The organism is Olsenella sp. KH3B4 (assembly GCA_900111695.1).
Classification (GTDB): Bacteria; Actinomycetota; Coriobacteriia; order Coriobacteriales; family Atopobiaceae; genus Tractidigestivibacter.
Genome location: FOHD01000006.1, coordinates 151,612 through 170,830 on the forward strand (window position 1 = coordinate 151,612; position 19,219 = coordinate 170,830).

General features: G+C 60.5%; 15 protein-coding genes and 3 tRNA genes. 7 read left to right on the forward strand and 11 right to left on the reverse strand.

What is annotated here, in order from left to right; translation table 11 throughout:
* Nucleotides 1–15 precede the first annotated feature (15 nt).
* The gene (gene lepB, locus BMX94_RS07405; protein ID WP_091005225.1) at nt 16–570 is read right to left on the reverse strand and encodes a signal peptidase I; all 555 of its coding nucleotides are present in this window, start codon (nt 568–570) and stop codon (nt 16–18) included.
* Nucleotides 570–3,050, reverse strand: a complete 2,481-nt coding sequence (locus BMX94_RS07410; protein ID WP_091005227.1) for a vWA domain-containing protein — start codon at nt 3,048–3,050, stop codon at nt 570–572. The genes lepB and BMX94_RS07410 overlap by 1 nt, the downstream gene beginning before the upstream one ends.
* Before the next feature lie 470 nt (nt 3,051–3,520).
* On the opposite strand from BMX94_RS07410, the gene BMX94_RS07415 reads away from it, so the two are divergent.
* Nucleotides 3,521–4,321, forward strand: coding sequence for a LytR/AlgR family response regulator transcription factor (locus BMX94_RS07415; RefSeq protein ID WP_091005228.1), 801 nt, complete (start codon nt 3,521–3,523; stop codon nt 4,319–4,321).
* A 39-nt stretch (nt 4,322–4,360) separates the two neighbouring features.
* On the opposite strand, the gene BMX94_RS07420 is transcribed toward BMX94_RS07415, so the two are convergent.
* The 6 genes from BMX94_RS07420 to BMX94_RS07445 all read right to left on the reverse strand — a co-directional run bounded on the left by BMX94_RS07420 (nt 4,361) and on the right by BMX94_RS07445 (nt 13,134).
* The gene (locus BMX94_RS07420) at nt 4,361–4,822 is read right to left on the reverse strand and encodes a metallophosphoesterase family protein (protein WP_091005230.1); all 462 of its coding nucleotides are present in this window, start codon (nt 4,820–4,822) and stop codon (nt 4,361–4,363) included.
* A gap of 38 nt (nt 4,823–4,860) precedes the next feature.
* Entirely contained in the window at nt 4,861–5,580 is a 720-nt protein-coding gene (locus BMX94_RS07425; RefSeq protein WP_174519234.1) for a LytR/AlgR family response regulator transcription factor, read from the reverse strand.
* Nucleotides 5,581–5,666: 86 nt separating this feature from the next.
* A complete protein-coding gene (locus BMX94_RS07430) occupies nt 5,667–7,010 on the reverse strand; it encodes a sensor histidine kinase (RefSeq protein WP_091005232.1) in 1,344 nt (447 codons plus the stop codon).
* Complete coding sequence (locus BMX94_RS07435) at nt 7,003–8,226, reverse strand: glycosyltransferase family 2 protein (protein WP_091005234.1); 1,224 nt, start codon at nt 8,224–8,226, stop codon at nt 7,003–7,005. The genes BMX94_RS07430 and BMX94_RS07435 overlap by 8 nt, the downstream gene beginning before the upstream one ends.
* Nucleotides 8,227–8,560: 334 nt before the next feature.
* On the reverse strand, nt 8,561–12,115 hold the full coding sequence (nifJ, locus tag BMX94_RS07440; protein WP_091005236.1) for a pyruvate:ferredoxin (flavodoxin) oxidoreductase: 3,555 nt from the start codon (nt 12,113–12,115) through the stop codon (nt 8,561–8,563).
* 359 nt (nt 12,116–12,474) lie between these two features.
* The gene (locus BMX94_RS07445) at nt 12,475–13,134 is read right to left on the reverse strand and encodes a hypothetical protein (protein WP_091005239.1); all 660 of its coding nucleotides are present in this window, start codon (nt 13,132–13,134) and stop codon (nt 12,475–12,477) included.
* Between the two features lie 187 nt (nt 13,135–13,321).
* On the opposite strand from BMX94_RS07445, the gene BMX94_RS07450 reads away from it, so the two are divergent.
* From BMX94_RS07450 to BMX94_RS07465, 4 genes are all read left to right on the forward strand, one after another.
* The gene (locus BMX94_RS07450; protein WP_177171372.1) at nt 13,322–14,074 is read left to right on the forward strand and encodes a GNAT family N-acetyltransferase; all 753 of its coding nucleotides are present in this window, start codon (nt 13,322–13,324) and stop codon (nt 14,072–14,074) included.
* On the forward strand, nt 14,064–15,122 hold the full coding sequence (gluQRS, locus tag BMX94_RS07455) for a tRNA glutamyl-Q(34) synthetase GluQRS (RefSeq protein ID WP_091005278.1): 1,059 nt from the start codon (nt 14,064–14,066) through the stop codon (nt 15,120–15,122). The genes BMX94_RS07450 and gluQRS overlap by 11 nt, the downstream gene beginning before the upstream one ends.
* A 73-nt stretch (nt 15,123–15,195) precedes the next feature.
* A tRNA-Ser gene (locus BMX94_RS07460) sits at nt 15,196–15,286 on the forward strand.
* A 222-nt stretch (nt 15,287–15,508) separates the two neighbouring features.
* Nucleotides 15,509–15,585 (forward strand) — tRNA-Arg (locus BMX94_RS07465).
* Nucleotides 15,586–15,640: 55 nt separating this feature from the next.
* Here the strand turns inward: BMX94_RS07465 and BMX94_RS07470 are convergent.
* On the reverse strand, nt 15,641–16,039 hold the full coding sequence (locus BMX94_RS07470) for a hypothetical protein (RefSeq protein WP_091005242.1): 399 nt from the start codon (nt 16,037–16,039) through the stop codon (nt 15,641–15,643).
* Between the two features lie 188 nt (nt 16,040–16,227).
* Here BMX94_RS07470 and BMX94_RS07475 point away from each other — a divergent pair, with 188 nt between their 5' ends.
* Entirely contained in the window at nt 16,228–17,172 is a 945-nt protein-coding gene (locus BMX94_RS07475; RefSeq protein WP_091005244.1) for a patatin-like phospholipase family protein, read from the forward strand.
* Between the two features lie 78 nt (nt 17,173–17,250).
* Here BMX94_RS07475 and serS read toward each other — a convergent pair whose 3' ends face one another.
* Nucleotides 17,251–18,537 (reverse strand): serine--tRNA ligase, encoded by a 1,287-nt coding sequence (gene serS / locus BMX94_RS07480; protein WP_091005246.1) that lies wholly within the window; start codon nt 18,535–18,537, stop codon nt 17,251–17,253.
* A 147-nt stretch (nt 18,538–18,684) separates the two neighbouring features.
* On the opposite strand from serS, the gene BMX94_RS07485 reads away from it, so the two are divergent.
* Nucleotides 18,685–18,885, forward strand: coding sequence for a DUF6724 family protein (locus BMX94_RS07485; RefSeq protein WP_091005248.1), 201 nt, complete (start codon nt 18,685–18,687; stop codon nt 18,883–18,885).
* 182 nt (nt 18,886–19,067) lie between these two features.
* Here the strand turns inward: BMX94_RS07485 and BMX94_RS07490 are convergent.
* Nucleotides 19,068–19,154: transfer RNA gene (locus BMX94_RS07490), tRNA-Leu, on the reverse strand.
* Between the last annotated feature and the right edge of the window lie 65 nt (nt 19,155–19,219).

Genomic DNA, 19,219 nt, shown 5'->3' on the forward strand with positions numbered 1-19,219 from the left:
TCTATCACACGGCTCTCAGAAGTTCCTTCTTCTAATCACCGTCATGACCTTTCCTTCCGTGCTCGTGTCGATGTCCACCGGACCGTAAAGCCTGCTGTCCTTCGACTCTGGACGGTTGTCGCCCATCACGAACACCTGACCTTCGCCAACCGTCACTGGATACGTGATGCCTTCCGTAAACGGCAGCGTCTCGGTGTAAATCTTGTCTTCGCTCTGCAGGTAGCCGTTGATTACCAGCCCGTCTGAGGAGAACTCCACCGTGTCGCCCGCAACCGCAACAACCCTGCGGAGCTCCTTGGAGTCGCCATCGTCGACCACAATCACGTCACCGGCGGCATAGCTCTTCTCCAGGCGGTAGTACACGACCAGGTCCCCCTCTCTGAGCGCTGGCGACATGCTCTCGTCAGGCGCTTGGAACAGACCAAAGACGAAGAGGAACACCATTGCGACAAAGCCCAGAACAAACGCGATCTTGAGGACGAGAAGTAGAAGCTCCGCCGCAAGCGACGGCTCCGAACCCTCGTCCGTGGGCTCTGCGCTCCCCGACGTAGGGGCAAAGTGGCTGGGCATCACTCCCCTCGCACGCCGTGACGCCGGGTTGTGGCAACGCACAGGACGGCGGTGATGGTACCCACACCCAACACTGCGGGCAGGATGGGAATCCCCTCATTGCCGTCGAGGCCAGTGATAGGAACCGGTGGCTTGGAGTTCGTGAAGCTCACCGTGGTGTCACCGGAGAGGCTGAAGCTTGCCTCAGAGCCGTTCTGCTCGGATGCGTCCCCAACCTTGTATGTGGTGGTGTAGCCATCGCCGTTGGCCTCGGTTATGGTGACCTGGTCGCCGGGGAGCAGGGCACCGCTATCTGGCGCAATGGTCTTGCTGTCGCCATCCTTGAGCGTGTACGTCTTGTTGTCAATGACGGTCTGGTCCCCGCGCTTCACGGTGACGTTGAACGTGAACTCCTTGGTCTTGTCGGCCAGGCCACCTGTTACCGTCTTCGAAAGCGTGAGCGTAGGCTGCTCGCGGTTGGTGACAACAATGTTCTTGTCATCGTCTCCATAATTGACGGTGAACGTGTTGGTGACATCATCACCCACTTTCACCTCGGTGGTGTAGTCATCCTTGCTCTTGCCATCGGGGTAACCGGTCTCTGTGGCGGTATAGGTATCCTCCCAACGCAGGTTGGTTAGGACCTTCCTGTCGCCAGGCTTGAGGGTATAGGTCTGATCGTAGGCCTCTCTGCTCTTGGCATCTCCCTTTACGTTGACAGAGAACGTCTGGTCGCTGTTCGTGACTTCGTTATTGTTCTTGTCGTAGAGCTTCTTCTGTACCACGAGCAGGACGGGGTCGACGGTAGGCGAGACAAACTCCCCCGTTTGGTCAGCACCAGTGGCGTCCTTGTAATTGATGACCGTCTCGCCATTGGTCTTGTACGACTTGCCGTCTGGCTCTGGCGTTGCAGTGAGGATGGTGTCATCGATCTCGATGCGGTAGGTAAGCTGCGCGTACCTCACCGTGGAGTCGCCGTCGATGGTGTTGGAAAGCGTTCCAATCTCCCAGTTGATGGTCTTATTGCCAGCATTGTACGTTGCGGTTCCCTGGCTTGCCGTAATGTTGCTCACACTGCCAGCGGGAATTGTGAAGCCGGCACCCATGGGGTCGCTAACCTTGGCGTCCTGTACGGCCGCCTTGATGTTGCCGGCAATCTCGGTGAAGATCTTCGCGAGCTCCGTCGGGTCTTCTGTCGACTTTGCATGGGTGTCATCGGTCGCACACTGGGACAGGACGCTCTTGCCCGTATCTCCGGCGTTCACCGCAACGGTCCACATGGTGTAGCCAGCGTTCTTCGCGATGGTCGACTCGGCGATGGTGCTGTTGCCGTGGTTGTAGTACCAGTATCTCCCGTTGTAACGACCGCCGAAGGTGAACATGTTTGTGCCGCCCCCAGCGTGAGATCTATAGTTAAACGCGCTTTGAGGGATATTCGTGCTTGTCTCGTAATAACCATTTTCGGTAAGAGCGAGATGGCTCTCGGCGTTGGTGATGTCATAGCTATACGTAGGCTCACCATCGGACAGGATCACGATGTTCTTAACATCTGCGTTCGAGTTCGCCAGAATCGCCTCTGCCTGCTTTATCCCTGCCTGGGTGAAGGTGCCACCTTTAGCTTGAAGATTCTCAATGGCGTTATTGAGGCTGCTCACATTGTGTGTAAGAGATTGGTTTGTTGTCACGTCGCTCGCGAACGAGACGATGGCGATGCGCGTGTTCCCATCGTTCCCATCAGGCAGAAGCGTGCTCACAAACTTCTTTGCAGCCTCCTTAGCCCGCACCATTCGGTTGTTGTCTTTCATACTGCCCGAGCGGTCAATAACGAGCACGACGTCACTAGTTTTGGTGGTGTCCTTGCCCTCAACGCGCACCGAGACATCCCACGTGTTGACCATCCCGTCAACAGGGGTCGCCGTCTTTGAGAGGACAACCTGACCGGGCTCGGTGGGATGGGTAGATGCCGTAGGCAGCGCCATGAGTCTCATACCAAGAAGACGGCTCGGCGACACGGAGGAGCCAAAGTCCACCTCGGGATAGACGCTCTCGTCGATGGTTCCGTCAGCCTGCTCGGGACCAGTGAGGTGATCGGGGTTTGAATCAAGGTCAACCTCACCTGCGTTTGCAGAAGCGGAATCGTTGGAATCCGCAGCCTTGAAGCTGGCAACGTAGGTGGCCGTCTCCTTGGCGGGCGCGAAGGTTGCGCTGGTGCTCACCTCGACGCCATCGCGTTTCCAGTCGACAAAGACATAGCCATCGGAAGGCGTTGCCGTAACAGCAGCAACCTCGCCCTTGTCGTTAGACGAGAAGGTCTGGACCAGATTCTCCTCGGGACCAACAGTACCGCCGTCACCCGCTTGGAATGTAACCTTGATTGGAGAGCCCTCTCCGCTTTCTGTGGCGTACGCCTGCCTTCCGGCAAGGCCAAGGCCAGCCATCATAAGCGCACTGACAAGCACCGCCAGGGCAAAGAGCGATTGCCTCGCGAGCTTCCTACTCATGTGACCAACCCCTTACTCGTAGTACGAATATCGTTCATTTTGTTCGGGTCTAACCGGTTGCAGGACTCGCCAAGATAAGTGCGGCATCTCGGCCTCTGCAGAGTAGACCCCAGGGCCGGTTGGCCAATATTGCGACCTAGTCATTTCCCCTTGTATCCTTTTATCAGAATATCCGGTTAGCTCTTTCCTTTTGGTCCCAATGACCGGAAATCACGAGCGGAATACCCTTCTATGCTGAATTCTCTTTTGCAACTACAAAGCATTTTAGGGCAACAATAGCTGCGCGATGCTTTGCCTCAAGCTCGCTATGTTCAAGTCCAATGCACGGTTAGCGAGTCTTAGGCCACCGTTCATTCTCTTCTCACGTGAAACCACTTTCCGTATACTGAAGGGACGCATTCTCGGTAGTAACCTACAAGCGTTTATGCAGTTCGCATATTGTCTTGCGCTTGGGGAGAGGTGAGCCCGTCATGGCAGTCCACAGCGTGCTTGACTTGAGTACCTTAGTTCTGGTCTCTTGTGCGCAGGGCATCCCTGAGCAGTGTGCCCGCTTTCTTTCGGAAAGCCTTACCTTTGTTGGGCCATTTGGGATAACCACTGTAGCCGGCGCGCACGCGTTCATGGAGTACTTCGCTAAGATGGCGCCGCTATTCACAAAGCTGGACCTAACCTTTGGTTGTCCGACAATAGTCTTTCAGAGCAACGAAAACTCTGTAGTGTTCATAGGCAGCTGCTCAGGAGGACGGCGCCCCGCCGTATCCTTACGCGCCACGCTCGTCTGGTATACCGGCGTGCCCGAAAGGCCTCAGCTCGTCCACCTGCACATCTCAATTCCTCCCGTCGAGAAGCGGCGCGATGCGCCTGCCCCCATTGTGACGTCCCTTGATATGCCAGACACCAAGGGATATGAGCAGGACTCGCTTCTCTACGTCCATGACACCGAGGGTGTATCGCATGCCGTACGCCCCAGTGCCATCGTGTACCTCGCAGCCGCCCATCAGTACGTGGATATTCATCTCTTAAGGGAGACGTTTCGCACGAGGTGCTCGCTATCATCGATGCTCGAAAGGCTCCCGGCCACCTTCGTGCGCGTACACCGCAGCTACGCAGTAAATGCAAGGTTCGTCACATCAATGTCGACCACCAAGGTCCTGCTGTCTAACGGAGAGCAAGTCATCGTTCCAGCAAAGCGCCGCACGGCCGTACGAAAACAGCTCCGAGAGGCCCTGGAACTCAATTCCTATGACAAAGGCCCCTCACCTAACTGCTAGTCACACCCGCAGCGATGTCAACGATCCGGGGTCTGAGGTTTACCGCACCTCGTCGAGCGGGATAATGCGCGCCGAGACGACCTTGCCCTCCTCGCAGATGATGCGCCCCATGCTGGGGCCACCGGAACGCGGGTAGGTAGGGCTGCCGGGGTTCATTAACAGCACGCCTGTTGCACGATCCCTCTCGACAAACGGGCGGTGCGTGTGGCCGCAGATGGCAATGTCGCAGAGCTTGAGATCAAGCCGCTCGCGATGGTGGCAGACCTCCCAGCGCAACCCGCTCGAGAAGAAGATCTTGACACGCTTGACCTCGGGGCCAAAGTCGTATGACCAGTCGTTGTTACCCAGGCATAGCTGTACCGGAGCAATCTGGCCGAGCGCGCGGTAGTCGGACGCGGAGCAGATGTCCCCCGCGTGGACTATGGTGTCTGCACCCTGAAGCTCGTCGAGCAGCCTCTTCGAGAGATACCCATGCGTATCCGAAATGATGTCAAACCGCATCCTGGCCATGCCTTCTCGTCTAGCGCCCCACTAAGCACCTAGAGACCAAGGGCCCGCTTGAGGGCGACCACGCGACGGCGCGAGACCGAGATCTTCTTGCCCTCGATGCCGTTGATCCCGAGCTGGAGGATGCCGCTGGAGACCACCTCGACGTCCTCGACGTACTCGAGGTTCACGATGTAGCCGCGGTGCACGCGGAAGAAACCGTGCGGCGCGAGCTTCTGCTCGAGCTTGGCAAGCGAAATCGTGGAGAGGTAGCGGTCGTCATCCGTGTAGATGCAGGAGTAGTCGTCCTTTGCCTCGATGTAGCGGATCTGGTCGATGGGCACGAGCACCTTGCGGCCGCTCTTCACCACGGGGATGCGCTCCACAGAGGAGTGGGACTGGGGCTGCGGCTTCACGCGGGACTGCACCTTGTCCAGCGCCTGGTTGAGACGGTCGGTCTCCACCGGCTTCATGAGGTAGTCGATAGCATCGACGTCAAAGGCCTCGAGTGCATACTCGCTGTAGGCGGTCACAAAGACTACCGCAGGCGGGTTCTTGAGCTTGTGGAGCGCCTCTGCGAGCTGCATGCCGTTGGTCTTGGGCATCGAGACGTCAAGGAAGATGACGTCCGCACGCGCCTCCATGAGTCGCTCGACCGCCTCGCGTGCGCTCGACGCCTCGGTGATGGCATCCACGCGCCCGGTCTCCTCGAGGAGGTAACGCAGCTCGGAACGGGCGGGAGCCTCGTCATCGACAATCATCGCACGCAGCATTGCAACAACCTACCTTCCGACTGCGACTCACGTCCCGCCGCAGACACGCAAAGAAGCATCTTTGCCTACCGTTTACCGTTAGTATGCTACCCCTTGGACCCGTTATGCAACGTCAGGGCCGCCTCGCCCAGTCGCAGGGTCACGCAGGTTCCCTCTCCTGGCTTGGAGATGATCTCCACACCGGAACCCGTGCCATAGAAGCGCTCCACGCGCTCGGCAACGTTCTTGAGGGCAATGCCGGTGCCCTTCTCCTCGCCAGAGGGCTTTGAGGCCGCGGCCAAGAGCCTGTCGGCCGTCTTCTGGTCCATGCCAAGGCCGTCGTCTGCCACTGCCACCAGCACGTCGTTGCCGTCCACGGCAACGTGGATGTCTATGTGGAGCGCGCCCTCCTCGCGCATGGCGTGGCGCACGGAGTTCTCAACAATGGGCTGCACCAGGAACGAGGGCACGGGGAGGCTCTCGCAGCCGGACTCCACGAACTCCTCCTCCAGAATGCGGTCCTCGCCAAAGCGGGCCTTCTCGATCTTGAGGTAGCGCCGCGTCTGCTCGAGCTCGCGCGAGAGTGGGATGAGCTGGTCGGACCCCTCTAGCGTACGCCTGTAGAAAATCGAGAACTCCCTCAGGAGGTCACGCGCCTTTGTTGGGTCAGTGCGGGTAAGTGAGGCGATGGTGTTGAGCGTGTTGAAGAGGAAGTGGGGGTTGATCTGCGCCTGGAGCGCCTTGACCTCGGCACGTGCAAGAAGCTCTGCCTGGCGGTCAAGCTCGTAGGAGGAGAGCTGCGTCGAAAGCAGCTCCCCAAAGCCCTTCGCGATGGCCAGCTGGGTCCGGTCGATGTCCGTCCCGCTGTGATAGTAGAGCTTGATGGTTCCCATGGGCTCATCCTGCACGAGGAGAGGCACGATGATGCCAAAGGTTTGTCCCGAGCGGTTCTGGACCAGACTGAAGCGGCTTGTCGTCTGGTCCCCGTCATCCATGGAGACGAAGGTCTCCATTCGTTTGCTCTCGAGGACCTCGAGGGTGGGCACGGTATTCTCGCTTCCAACCGGCGTGCCCACGCCGTGTTTGCCTTCGTAGGCGAGAACCTTCTTGGTGTTGGTGACGGCTATGCCCACCGCCGCCGTCTCGGGCAGGAGGAGACGGCAGATGCGGGCGGCGTTGTCGGGCGTAAGACCGTGGTTGCAGCTGCGCAGCGTCTCTGAGGCAATGGCCAGAGTCCTCTCGGTTGCCTCGGCGCGCATGGTGTCCGGCACCAGGTTGATGGTACCAAATGCCACGATGACCACGGCAAGCCCCGCACCCGCAAGCATGGAGGCCGTGACGTTACCCTCCGCGACGCCCCACGCTACAAGAAGCAGCAGGAATGCCGTCACGGCACTAAGGGCGATGTTTATGACGCTTGGCGAGAGCGAGGCCGAGTTGTCATCACTCATGGGAGCTTCCTTTCGCGGGCGAGCCTGTACTCAGGAGCTCGCGCTGAAGGTAGCGGCTGTTCCAGACAGACGATGCGATGCTTGGCCAGATAGTTGCAAACGAGAGGTAGCACGTGGTTGCTACCTGCGCGTATCGATCCGCCTCACGGCAGCCGGTGCGCAGGATACGCAGGTAGTCTGCACGGTCGCGCCCCACAAGGGCCCGTCGGGTGGCCGTGCCCCTCACGCGCGAGCGCACCTGTGGGGTAAGCCATGGTCCCGGGTACGGCATGAGCGACTCGGGGGTGACGGTGCGCAGGTCTCGGCGCCCGTTCATGGCCTCGAGCTTGCGGTACTCGTAGAACCACCTATAGACGTCCTGCATGAAGATGGATGGCGTAGACGCCATCTCCTCCGGAGGCTGCATGCGCACGTGCCATGTGTTGTCAAACCACACGTCGATGCCATTGGCACGCAGGTCAAGAAGGTAGTCGAGGTCTTCTCCGCGCGTTATGTAGGGGTCGAAGGGCACCCGCGTGAACGCGGAGGCGTGGATGGAGCAGCACCCGCCGCAAAGGTAGCTTGAGCGGAGAATGCGCGTTGGCGAGGTGAGGTAGCGCTTCATCATCTCGTTGAAGCCAACGTGCTTGGACCACAGCCGCTCGCACCACTCCGTCTGGACGGGCGCGTAGGGGGAACTGCGCACGTCTACGTAGCAGCCGCTCTTTGCAAGGATGGGCAGGTCCTGGCGGGTGAGAGAGTCAAGGCCGTAGACGGCGTCGATGAGGTAGTCCTCGTTGAGCGCCACCTCGTCGTCATCAAGGAAGACCACGGCGTCGTGGCCAAAGGCCGAGGCAACCGCCAGGCCCATGTTGCGAATGGCACCGTAGCCCCGCAGCGCAATGGGGTCGCCCTGAAGCTTGGCACTCATACCAGCGCACTGCTCCTTGACGGCTGCCGCTTCCTCGTCGCCAATGACAATGGGGTTCAGGTCCATGTGGCTTCGGCAGATGGAGTCGACGCGAGCGCGTGCCGATGCAGCGCATGATGGAGCGGCGACGAGAAGGACGATGACGCGGTCGACGCCGCGCACCTGCTCAAGCGACGAGAGGCATATCTCGAGCTCTGGCAGCGGCTTGGTAATGGGCGTGGAGTAGTCGTAGGAGCCGCGCTCCCCCAGGAGGCCGCGAGACTTGCTCTCGGCCCAGTATGAGGGGATTACGATGACGGGATTCACGGCTGCCTCCGTTTGCACCAGCGTTGGCCACCGCTTCGCGTGGCGGCCCCTCCATGGTACCGCACGCAAGGCCTCTAACTGACCCGGCTCACCACCTGCCCCCAATCCCCGTCACCCGCCCCCCATTCTTTATCGGTATCCGTTAATTCCGATGCTCGCCAACAGGGCGAACGCCAGGTCTTTTTCACACATGCCGATAGAGAACGGGAAGTGGGAGTGCGGGGGGGGCGGCGGAGGCGGCGCGGAGCCGCACATGAGAAGAGGCCCCCGACCTTGCGGCGGGGGCCTCTCGAGCTGCACGGACTAGCCGGCAGCAGGTCTTACCTTGCAGACACTACGCGTCGGCGTACATGTCCTTGAGCTTGAGAAGGTGTGCATAGCGAGCCATTGCAGCCTCCTCGTTCTCGGCGAAGAGCTCCTCGGCACGGCCAGGGAACTCGTTGACGAGACGAGCGTAACGAGCCTCGTTCATCAGGAAGTCCTGGTAGCCGCCCTTCGGCTCCTTGGAGTCGAGCGAGAACTTCTTGCCATCGGGCGCAGAAGGATCGAAGCGGAAGAGGTTCCAGTAGCCGCAATCGACGGCACGCTTCATCTCCTCCTGGCAGTGCGTCATGCCGCCCTTCTTGATGGAGTGCATCTCGCAGGGGCTGTAGCCGATGATCAGCGACGGGCCGTTGTAGGCCTCGGCCTCGCGGATTGCCTTCAGGGTCTGCATGGTGTTGGCACCCATGGCGACCTGGGCAACGTAGATGTAGCCATAGCTCATGGCAATCTCGGCGAGAGACTTCTTCTTGGTCGTCTTGCCGGCAGCAGCAAACTGAGCGACCTGGCCGAGGTTGGACGCCTTGGACGCCTGGCCACCCGTGTTGGAGTAGACCTCGGTATCGAAGACGAAGACGTTGACGTCACGGTTCTGGGCCAGGACGTGATCAAGGCCGCCGAAGCCGATGTCATACGCCCAACCGTCGCCGCCGAAGATCCAGAAGGACTTCTTGGTGAGGTAGGACTTCTCGGCCAGGAGCTTCTCTGCCTCGGGGGTACCAGCGGCCTCGAGGGCCTTGACGAAGGCGGCAGCCGTGGTCTTGGAGGCAGCGGCATCGTTGCGAGCCTCAAGCCAGTTGGTAGCAGCGGTCTTGAGCTCGTCGGAGGCGCCGGACTCGAGCAGAGCCTCGGTCATGGCAACGACGCGGTCGCGCTCGGCCTCGTAGCCAACCTCCATACCAAAGCCGTGCTCGGCGTTGTCCTCGAACAGCGAGTTGTTCCACGCGGGACCGTGGCCCTCGGCGTTCGTGGTGTACGGGCAGGTGGCAGCGGGGTTGCCCCAGATCGAGGAGCAGCCGGTGGCGTTGGAGATGAACATGCGGTCGCCAAAGAGCTGGGTCACGAGGCGAGCGTAGCTGGTCTCGGCGCAGCCGGCGCAGGAGCCAGAGAACTCAAGCAGCGGCTTGTGGAACTGGGACGCCTTGACGTTGGAGTCGCCGGCGAGCTCGCTCTTCTCGGTGACCTTGTTGACGGCGTAATCCCAGACCTCGGCCTGATCGGCCTCGGACTCCTGAGGCACCATCGTGAGGGCGCCGCCCTCCTTGACGTCGCTCTTGGGGCACATGGCAACGCAGTTGTAGCAGCCCATGCAGTCCAGCGGAGAGACGGCGATGGTGAACTTGTAGCCGGTGCCCTTGGGGAGCTTGAGGTCGGTCGTACGCATTGCCTCGGGGGCGGCAGCGGCCTCCTCCTCGGTCATGGCAACCGGACGGATGGTGGCGTGCGGGCACACATAGGAGCAGGTGTTGCACTGGATGCACTTCGTGGGATCCCAGCGAGGCACCATGACGGCGACGCCGCGCTTCTCGTATGCGGAGGCACCAAGCTCCCACTGGCCGTCGGCGTGATCTTCGAAGGCGGAGACGGGCAGGCTGTCGCCGTCCATCATGTCGATCGGGGTGAGCAGCTCCTTGACCTGCTTCACGATGGCCTCGCGGCCCTCAAGGGTGAGGGTGGAGGGCTCATCGGTGGCGTTGGCCCAGTCGGCAGGCACGTCGAACTTGCGGTAGGCGGTAGCGCCAGCCTCGATGGCCTTGTGGTTGGCGTCGACGATGGCCTGGCCCTTCTTCATGTAGGACTTGGTCGCGGCGTCCTTCATGTACTTGATGGCGTCTTCGGGAGGAAGCACCTTGGCCAGCGAGAAGAACGCGGACTGAAGCACCGTGTTGGTGCGCTTGCCCATGCCGACCTTGGCGGCAAGGTCGATGGCGTCAATCAGGTAGACGTTGATGTTGTTCTGCGCGATGTAACGCTTGCCGGCGGCAGGCATCTTCTCGGCGAACTCAGCGTCATCCCACTGGCAGTTCACGAGGAACGTGCCGCCAGGCTTGACGTCGCGGACCATCTTGAAGCCCTTGACGATGTAGCTGGGGTTGTGGCAAGCGACAAAGTCGGCCTTTGTGACGTAGTACGGCGAGCGGATGGGCGAATCGCCAAAGCGCAGGTGGCTGATGGTGACGCCGCCGGTCTTCTTGGAGTCGTACTGGAAGTAGGCCTGGACGTACTTGTCGGTGTGGTCGCCGATGATCTTGATGGAGTTCTTGTTGGCGCCAACGGTACCGTCGCCGCCGAGACCCCAGAACTTGCACTCGATGGTGCCAGGGGCAGCAGTGTTGGGGGCGTCGGGATCCATGGGCAGCGACAGGTTGGTGACGTCGTCCACGATGCCGATGGTGAACTCCTGCTTGGGAGCATCCTTCTTGAGCTCGTCGTACACGGCGAAGGCTGCCGCGGGAGGCTCGTCCTTGGAGCCGAGGCCGTAGCGGCCGCCGATGACGGCGATGTTGGAGAGGCCGGCCTCGTAGAGAGCGGAGACGACGTCCTCGTAGAGGGGCTCGCCCACGGAGCCGGGCTCCTTGGTGCGGTCGAGGACGGCGATCTTCTTGGTGGTCTCGGGCAGGACCGCTACGAGGTGCTTGATGGAGAACGGACGATAGAGGTGAACCTCGACCAGGCCGACCTTCTCGCCCTTGGCAACCAGGTAGTCGATGACCTCCTTGAGCGTGTCGCAGAAGGAGCCCATGCAGACCACAACGCGGTCGGCGTCGGGAGCGCCGTAGTAGTTGAACGGCTTGTAGTCCGTGCCGATGCGCTTGTTGATCTCGTCCATGTAGGCCTCAACGACGTCGGGGAGCTCGTCGTAGAGGGTGTTGCAGGCCTCGCGGTTCTGGAAGAACGTGTCGCCGTTCTCGTGGGAGCCACGGGCGTGCGGGTGCTCGGGGTTGAGCGCGTGGTCACGGAAGGCCTGGACGGCACCCATGTCGAGCATCTCGCCAAGCTCGTCGAAGTCCCACGTAGCGACCTTCTGGATCTCGTGAGAGGTACGGAAGCCGTCGAAGAAGTTAACGAACGGGGTCTTGCCCTTGAGGGCAGCGAGGTGCGCGACAGGGGAAAGGTCCATGACCTGCTGAACGTTGCTCTCGCAGAGCATGGCAAAGCCGGTCTGACGGCAGGCCATGACATCGGAGTGATCGCCAAAGATGTTCAGCGACTGCGTGGCAACGGTACGGGCGCTCACGTGGAAGACCGTGGGGAGCTGCTCGGCAGCAATCTTGTACATGTTGGGGATCATGAGGAGCAGGCCCTGAGATGCGGTATAGGTGCTCGTGAGGGCGCCTGCGCCAAGGGAGCCGTGAACGGTGCCTGCGGCGCCGGCCTCGGACTCCATCTCAACGACCTTGACCGGAGTACCAAAGACATTCTTCATGCCCTTGGCCGCCCACTGGTCGACATGGTCGGCCATGGGGCTAGACGGCGTGATCGGGTAGATGCCCGCCACCTCCGTGTAGGCATACGACACCCAAGCCGCAGCCTCGTTGCCGTCCATCGACTTGAATTTTCTCGCCATATCCTCTCCTTCTCAGCAATACCGCCGTTATGGCGGAAGTTGCCAAACTTAGCGACTCGGGGACTGGCTGGCCCCGAGGCTTCTGCCTTGAAACTGCAGAGAGCAGTTACCCAGACGGTTTTTATGATACCGCAACGCATCCGGCTTAATACCGCAACGAGGATGTCACGAAGGACCGATTGGCGCAGTGCCCATACGGTTAAATACCCCAATCTAGCTAGGGATTCTTTGAACTGGGGCGATGCCATCCGTTGCGTAGTGCACGCCCGGCCACGGGCGCCGTCGCGTATCAGGAATTAGTCAACGCCTTTTACCGTTTGCAGCAAAAATAGTACCGTCTGCGGCATTGTGAGAGATATCTACCGTTTCTTCTTTTGGGCTGCGAGAAGCCGTGCATATCCCTCTGCAAGCTTCGTACCACGTGGCCCCGTGGCATCCGAGGCGCACACGATGCCATGCTCATCGGATACGAGAAATGCTTCCTCATACTCAAGCGTACCGGCGAGAAGGGCTTGGGCTATCCCCTCCTCGCAGGCAACGGTGATGCCCACCGTGCTGGCAAGATCGCGCACGAGCGTGACGGCACCCGAAGCCCCGTCCGAGGCGTCCATGCCGCAGACCAGGGTATCGCCACGGGTCACCCACAACGTCTCGGGCGCAATCCCGGTCTGCTCCGCCTCTCGAGACGCCTCGAGGGCGCGGTTGGCGAGGGCCGATGCGGTGGAAGACTCCAGAGGTGCGTACGGCCCCACCGTCATCGCCGCCTGGCCCTTGTCGTCCAGCACGAGCATAAGCACGCCATCTGGGTTGAGGGCAGAGCCGTCTTGCAGCGTCCACTCGATGTGCTGCTTTGCCCAAGCAACCAACTGGGTGGAAACCGTGCGACCGTTCACCACACGCTTTGCGAGTGCTCTTAGGTGGCGATTCTCCATGGGGAGCTTGCCAGAGGCAAGCCTCCACCGGCATACCAGGACAGGACGTCCCAGGGTAAAATCCTGCTCTGACGCGTTGTCGCTCATCGTTGCCACCCTTCCGGCGCGCATTTCTCGCACCGTGTATACCAACACCAGCCTTTCGCCGGGAGCGCCGAGAAAGAGCGCCGCGGTCTCGCAACGAGCATGGTACCCAATGCATCGTTACCAGTACTGTGAGAAGATATGACGCCATATGCAAGAAGCTCCAAGATTCATGAGAGGGTGCAGTTACATGGCACGGCGCGAGGAACGCACGTGTGACGAGACAGGCCACCAGGCCCCCAAGCTAACGCTCGAGCAGCCAACAGACGCGACGCTGGACGAGGCTACAGAGCTGATAGGAAAGACCTGGTATCCCGACGAACCGGCCAAATGGGGTGGCGCTTGCGAGCAGATCGAGCTTGCCCACCACCTCGAGCACGCAACATATGTGCGTGTGGCCATGCTCTGCAATCGCTTTACCGGCATCGTCGCCGTTGGTCCCACGAGAGGGGCCAATGGGGCTTTGCTCGTCAGCGCAAGCGCCCTGTGGTATCGCAACCACTTGCAATCCGTCGCCCCATGGGCAGCAGGAACCCAGGACGAGGTGGCAATTGGCGTTGCCCTGGCCCCCATCACCGCTGAGATGGTCCTCACCCAGGAGCTCATCGAGCGTGGCGACGCGCGCTCTGCCTGGGAAGTCACGCTTTTGGCGGTTGACCCCGCGTGCCACGGCCACGGCATTGGGCGGGCGCTGTTTACGGATGCCCAGAACTACCTTCGTGCCCAAGGCGCGGCAGGATTCTTCCTGGCAACGGACGATGGCTGCGACTTTGGCTTTTACGATCACCTGGGGCTCGAGCGCATCGCCTCGAGGGAGGCGGCCTCTTGCCCCGGAGTACCCCAAGAAGAAGGCAGCGCGTCTTACGGCAGCACCAACAAAAAGAAGCCCTTCCGCGTGTATCTCTACGGCGCATGGCTTGGTGACCAAGACGATGTGTGCTAGCACGACAAACCCCCGCACCGCAAACACTGCAGCCCCGCTTGGCTCTAACGCCGGTCGGGCAAACGACCAGGTGATAGGGCGCTTTGCGCCCACGCCGTCTGGTCGCATGCATCTGGGCAATGTCTTCTCGGCACTTATGGCATGGCTCGCCGCGAGAAGCGCCGGCGGACGCATGATCCTGAGGATAGAGGACCTTGACCCCAGGGCACAGGACCGCACGGTTGCCAACCTTCTGATGAATGACCTTGCCTGGCTTGGGCTCAACTGGGACGAGGGTCCCTACTTCCAAAGCGAGCGCGGGGACCTTTACGCCGAGGCCATTGAGCGCCTTGGTTCGCAGGGCCTCACCTACCCGTGCTTCTGCACGCGCTCCGAGTTGCATGCCGCAACCGCGCCGCATGCCTCCGACGGCACCTATGTGTACCAGGGTACTTGCAGGAATCTCTCCCCAGAGGAGGTTGCTCGCAAATCCAAGCTTCGACCACCCGCCACCAGGCTGCGCGTTCCAGGTGAAGGGGACCCCATGGGCACCATCTCTTTTTACGATATGGTCTATGGACCCTGCAGCGAGATACTTGCGCGAGAGTGTGGGGACTTTCTGGTTCGCAGAAGCGATGGCGTGGTAGCCTACCAGCTCGCTGTTGTTGTCGATGACGCACTCATGGGGGTGACTCAGGTGGTGCGCGGCCATGACCTCCTTGGCTCCGTGCCCCGCCAGATGTATCTCCAGCGTCAGCTGGGGCTTAGAACCCCCTCCTACGCGCATGTCCCCCTTCTTATAGACCCGGATGGGAGGCGCCTCTCCAAGCGGGATCATGACCTTGACCTGGGGATTATTCGTGATGAAGGCCGCACGGCCCGCCAGGTGATCGGTTTTCTCGCCTCGCTTGTTGGGCTTGCGGAGAAAGGCGAGGAGGTCTCGGCAGACGAGTTGGTGCCACGCTTCTCTTGGGACATGCTTCGCGAGCACCGCAGCGATATTGTGATGGATCATGGAGCGTTCCCTCCCTCCACGAATGCTTTGCGTGAGGAGATGGGGAACGGCTGAGGAACTCTCCATCTCGTAAAACTGGGTTGTAGCGACCTGGCTTTGTGGGGTATCATGCTTGGGCACAACGTTCGGAGAGCTGACCGAGAGGCCGAAGGTGCTCGCCTGCTAAGCGAGTATTCCCTCCAAGGGAATCTGGGGTTCGAATCCCCAGCTCTCCGCCAGATTATTGACGTACGAGCTTGGTCCACCAGCACGGATCATAAGTTTCGACGTGAGCATAGGAGACCGGAGGCACTGCGCCTTCGGTCTCTTTTTTTCAAGCAGCCCCAAGCGATGCGGGACCCCCCGTTACCCATCCGTGCGTGGTGTCTTTGCGACGAGAATGTGTGCAGGAAAAAGTTCTTGACGCCCGCACGCATTCGTGTCATATTATCTAACCGCACGCGCCGTTACCTCAGCTGGATAGAGGACCTGACTACGAATCAGGGCGTCATAGGTTCGAATCCTATACGGCGCACCACGAACGCGCAGGCCAGACGAGAAGTTCTCGTCTGGCTTTTTTGTTAGCGGCCGACCTAGAGCCTTTCTGCCGCAGGCCTATACGTCACCCCCGTGGCAGACCCAAGCGCCTGATACGAGTACGACACGCCCCTCTCGTCGCACAGATCCATAAGGTCAATAAGTGCATGTTCGCCATCCTGGAAGTATGAGCGGAGATGGTTGACAATCTCCTCGGCCCCTGCGCCTTCCCCCAAGAGAGAGGCGAGCGCGCCCACGACCTCCGGCTGAAACATGACGCGCACCCTGTGCGACGGTTCTCCATACGCCACGCTGGACGATGGGCCGCTCACGTTCTCGCTTACCATTAGTGACCCGTCCTCGGCATAGCCAGACTCAACTACCGTAACGTCCCCGGACTGCTCTTCACGTGCAATGACCTGCATCTTATTGCCTGGTCTCTCCCACTTGGCCATGTTTGCCCCTTCCTCTGCTGGATTGTTCTTTACTAGACAGTCTACCTCATTGGCTAACGCAATGCGAACATTTGTTCTTGTTTTTCATTCGCCGACGATTCTCTTCGGCGAGCGGCATAGGTAAAAGTAACGGAGTGGGACTTCTCCGGGTACCTTAGAACGTAGTTGTCGCGAGGACGGAGGAATGCATGGGCAAGGTCGACGGAGTGGGCGTTGCGTTCTGCGGTGGCGGCTTTCGCTCGTACGCCGAGGTCGCGGTTGTCGAGGACCTCGCTCGAGCGGGGATCACCATCGGCGCCGTTGCGGGCACCTCGATGGGATCGCTCGTCGCTGCCCTTGTGGGCGCGGGCCTCTCTCCACAGCGCGTCGCCGAGCTTCTCGTTGAACTTGACCGCCGAGTTGTCGAGACGGGCACCCTTAAGAACCTGCGCCTGCGGGTGATAAACATGGTGACCTCGAACGGCATCGTGGAATCCGAGAAGATGCAGGAGCTTGCTCGTGGCGTTCTGGGTGAGGCGGGAATCCACACCTTTGGGGACTTCATCATGCCCGTGGCCATGCCGGCGGTGGACATTGTCTCGGGCGAACTCACGGTGTTCACGAACGATCCCGAGCTTTTCAGGAGCACGGGCGCCGGTTGGAACTGCATCTCGGGCGAGGATTTGGACGTGGCGAGCTGCGCGTGTGCCTCGGCCTCATATCCCTTGGTCATTGCCCCAACCACGTACAGGGGCCACGTCTACATGGACGGTGGCTGCCGCATGAATCTCCCAACGCCACTCTTTGACCGCAGCTCGGTCGACGCCGTGGTGGGCGTGGGAATGATTCGCAAGCTTGAGCCCCTCAACGACCTCAAGCCGCTCGCTATTGCCCAGAGGACCATGTCGTGTGGGGCCAACCAGCTTGACCGCCTTCATGCACAGGCGGCTGACATCTACGTCAACCTGCCCGTGTCGGGCGCAGACGCATTCCAGGCGGGGACCGGCCAGCTAGTCATTGACGAGGCGCGTGAGATGCTTCGCACCAATCCCGTGGACTGGAGCCCCGCGCGACCCAGCGCCTTCTCGGCCATGAGGCGCGCGGCCGTCGATGCCATCGCCAACATGGTCCGCGGCTGGCAGAGCTCGCAGTAGAACTCCTAGCGTACAAGAGAGGGTGGTGCCGCCACCAGGCGACACCACCCCATGAGACAAAGGGACTGTCCCTTTGTCTCACGCAAGCGGCTTGATGACCTCCATGTCGCGCATGTACGGGCGCAGGACCTCAGGCACCGTAATGGAGCCGTCAGCGTTCTGGTAGTTCTCCATGATTGCCGCCATGGTACGACCCACGGCAAGGCCGGAGCCGTTGAGGGTGTGGACAAGGCGCGTGCCCTTGAACTCAGCGGGGTCCTTGTAACGGATGTTCGCACGACGCGCCTGGAAGTCCCAGCAGTTGGAGCAGGAGGAGATCTCCTTGTAATTGTTGTAGCTGGGCAGCCAAACCTCGAGGTCATAGCACTTGGTGGCCGAGAAGCCAATGTCACCGGTGCAAAGCGTGACCACGTGGTAGGGCAGGCCAAGGAGCTGCAGGCACCTCTCGGCCTCGGCAACCATGCTCTCGAGCTGGTTCATCGAGTCTTCGGGCTTGGCAAACTTGACCATCTCGACCTTGTCGAACTCGTGCACGCGGATGATGCCACGGGTGTCACGGCCTGCGGAGCCAGCCTCCTCGCGGAAGCATGGCGTGAAGGCGGTGTACCAGAGCGGCAGCTTGTCGCCGTCGAGAATCTCGTCCCTGTGGATGTTGGTGAGCATGACCTCGGCCGTGGGGATGAGGTACATGCCACCGCTCACGTGGTAGAGGTCCTCGTCGAACTTGGGCAGCTGACCGGTGCCAAAGAGGGAGTCATAGTTGGTGATCACGGGCGGCCACCACTCGGTGAAGCCCGCCTTCACGTGGGTGTCGATGAAGAAGTTGATGAGCGCACGCTCCATGAGGGCGCCCGCGCCGCCAAGCAGGTAGAAGCGAGTGCCGGCAAGCTTGATGCCGCGCTCGAAATCGATCATGCCGGTAGAGGGGCCAAGGTCCCAGTGCGCCTTGGGCTCGAAGTCAAACTGCGTGGGCTCGCCCCAGCGACGCACCTCAGGGTTGTCGGAGTCGTCGACGCCATACGGCACGGACTCGTGCGGGATGTTGGGGATGGCGGCAACCAGGTCAAAGAGGTCCTTCTCGACCTTGGTGCGCTTCTCGTTAAGCTCGGCGATGCGGTCCTTGCTGGCTGCCACCTTTGCCTTGGCGGCTTCGGCTTCGTCCTTCTTGCCGTCGCGCATGAGCTGGCCAACCTGCTTGGAGATGGCGTTACGGTCTGCCTGCAGCTGCTCCACCTCGGCGATGACCGAGCGGCGCTCCTCGTCAAGCTCGGAGAAACGCTCGCGATCCCAATGCGCGTTCTGGCGAGAAGCACAGGACTTATCGACGAGGTCTGGATTCTCTCGCACGAACTTAATGTCGAGCATGTGTAAACTCCCTTGCGTATGTGCGACGATGTGCCGCAGCGATGTTCGGCGCGCCAAAGCCGCAGCTGCAGCCCGACGGCGCTCCAAGTATATACTTGTGCGGTATCCGCTGGCCCCTTGCGGGCCCAAAGCCCGGGAGGCTTACGCATGGAGGAATTCTTCAACTGGCTCTTTACCGACAGGACGGGCGTGATTTGCCTCGTTGTTGGCGGCATGCTGGTATGCCTGCTCATCTCGTTCATCCTCGAGCGCCGCACGCGCAAGCAGTACTACAACCACGAGAAGTCCGACGATGACTGGGACCTCTTTGGCGACGACGACGAAGAGGACGAGGACGCCGACAAATAGGGTATATCGCTGAGAATGACGAGGCGGCGCCAGCGCGATTTGCGTTGGCGCCGCTTGTCTATTCGACCCGCAAGCACACCAAAGAGCAAAAAAGAGCGCCTGATTTGCGCCTAGAAACAGGAAAAGGACGTTCCCGCTTGTGGCCTTGAGCCATCTACCTGCGGAAACGCCCTTAAATATCATGGTGCGGGCGAAAGGACTTGAACCTTCATGAGATTGCTCTCATACGGACCTGAACCGTACGCGTCTGCCAATTCCGCCACGCCCGCGTGCTGGGATATCTTACAGCATCCAGCCGAAATTGCCAACAGAAGTTTGGCAAAAGTCAGAGCCA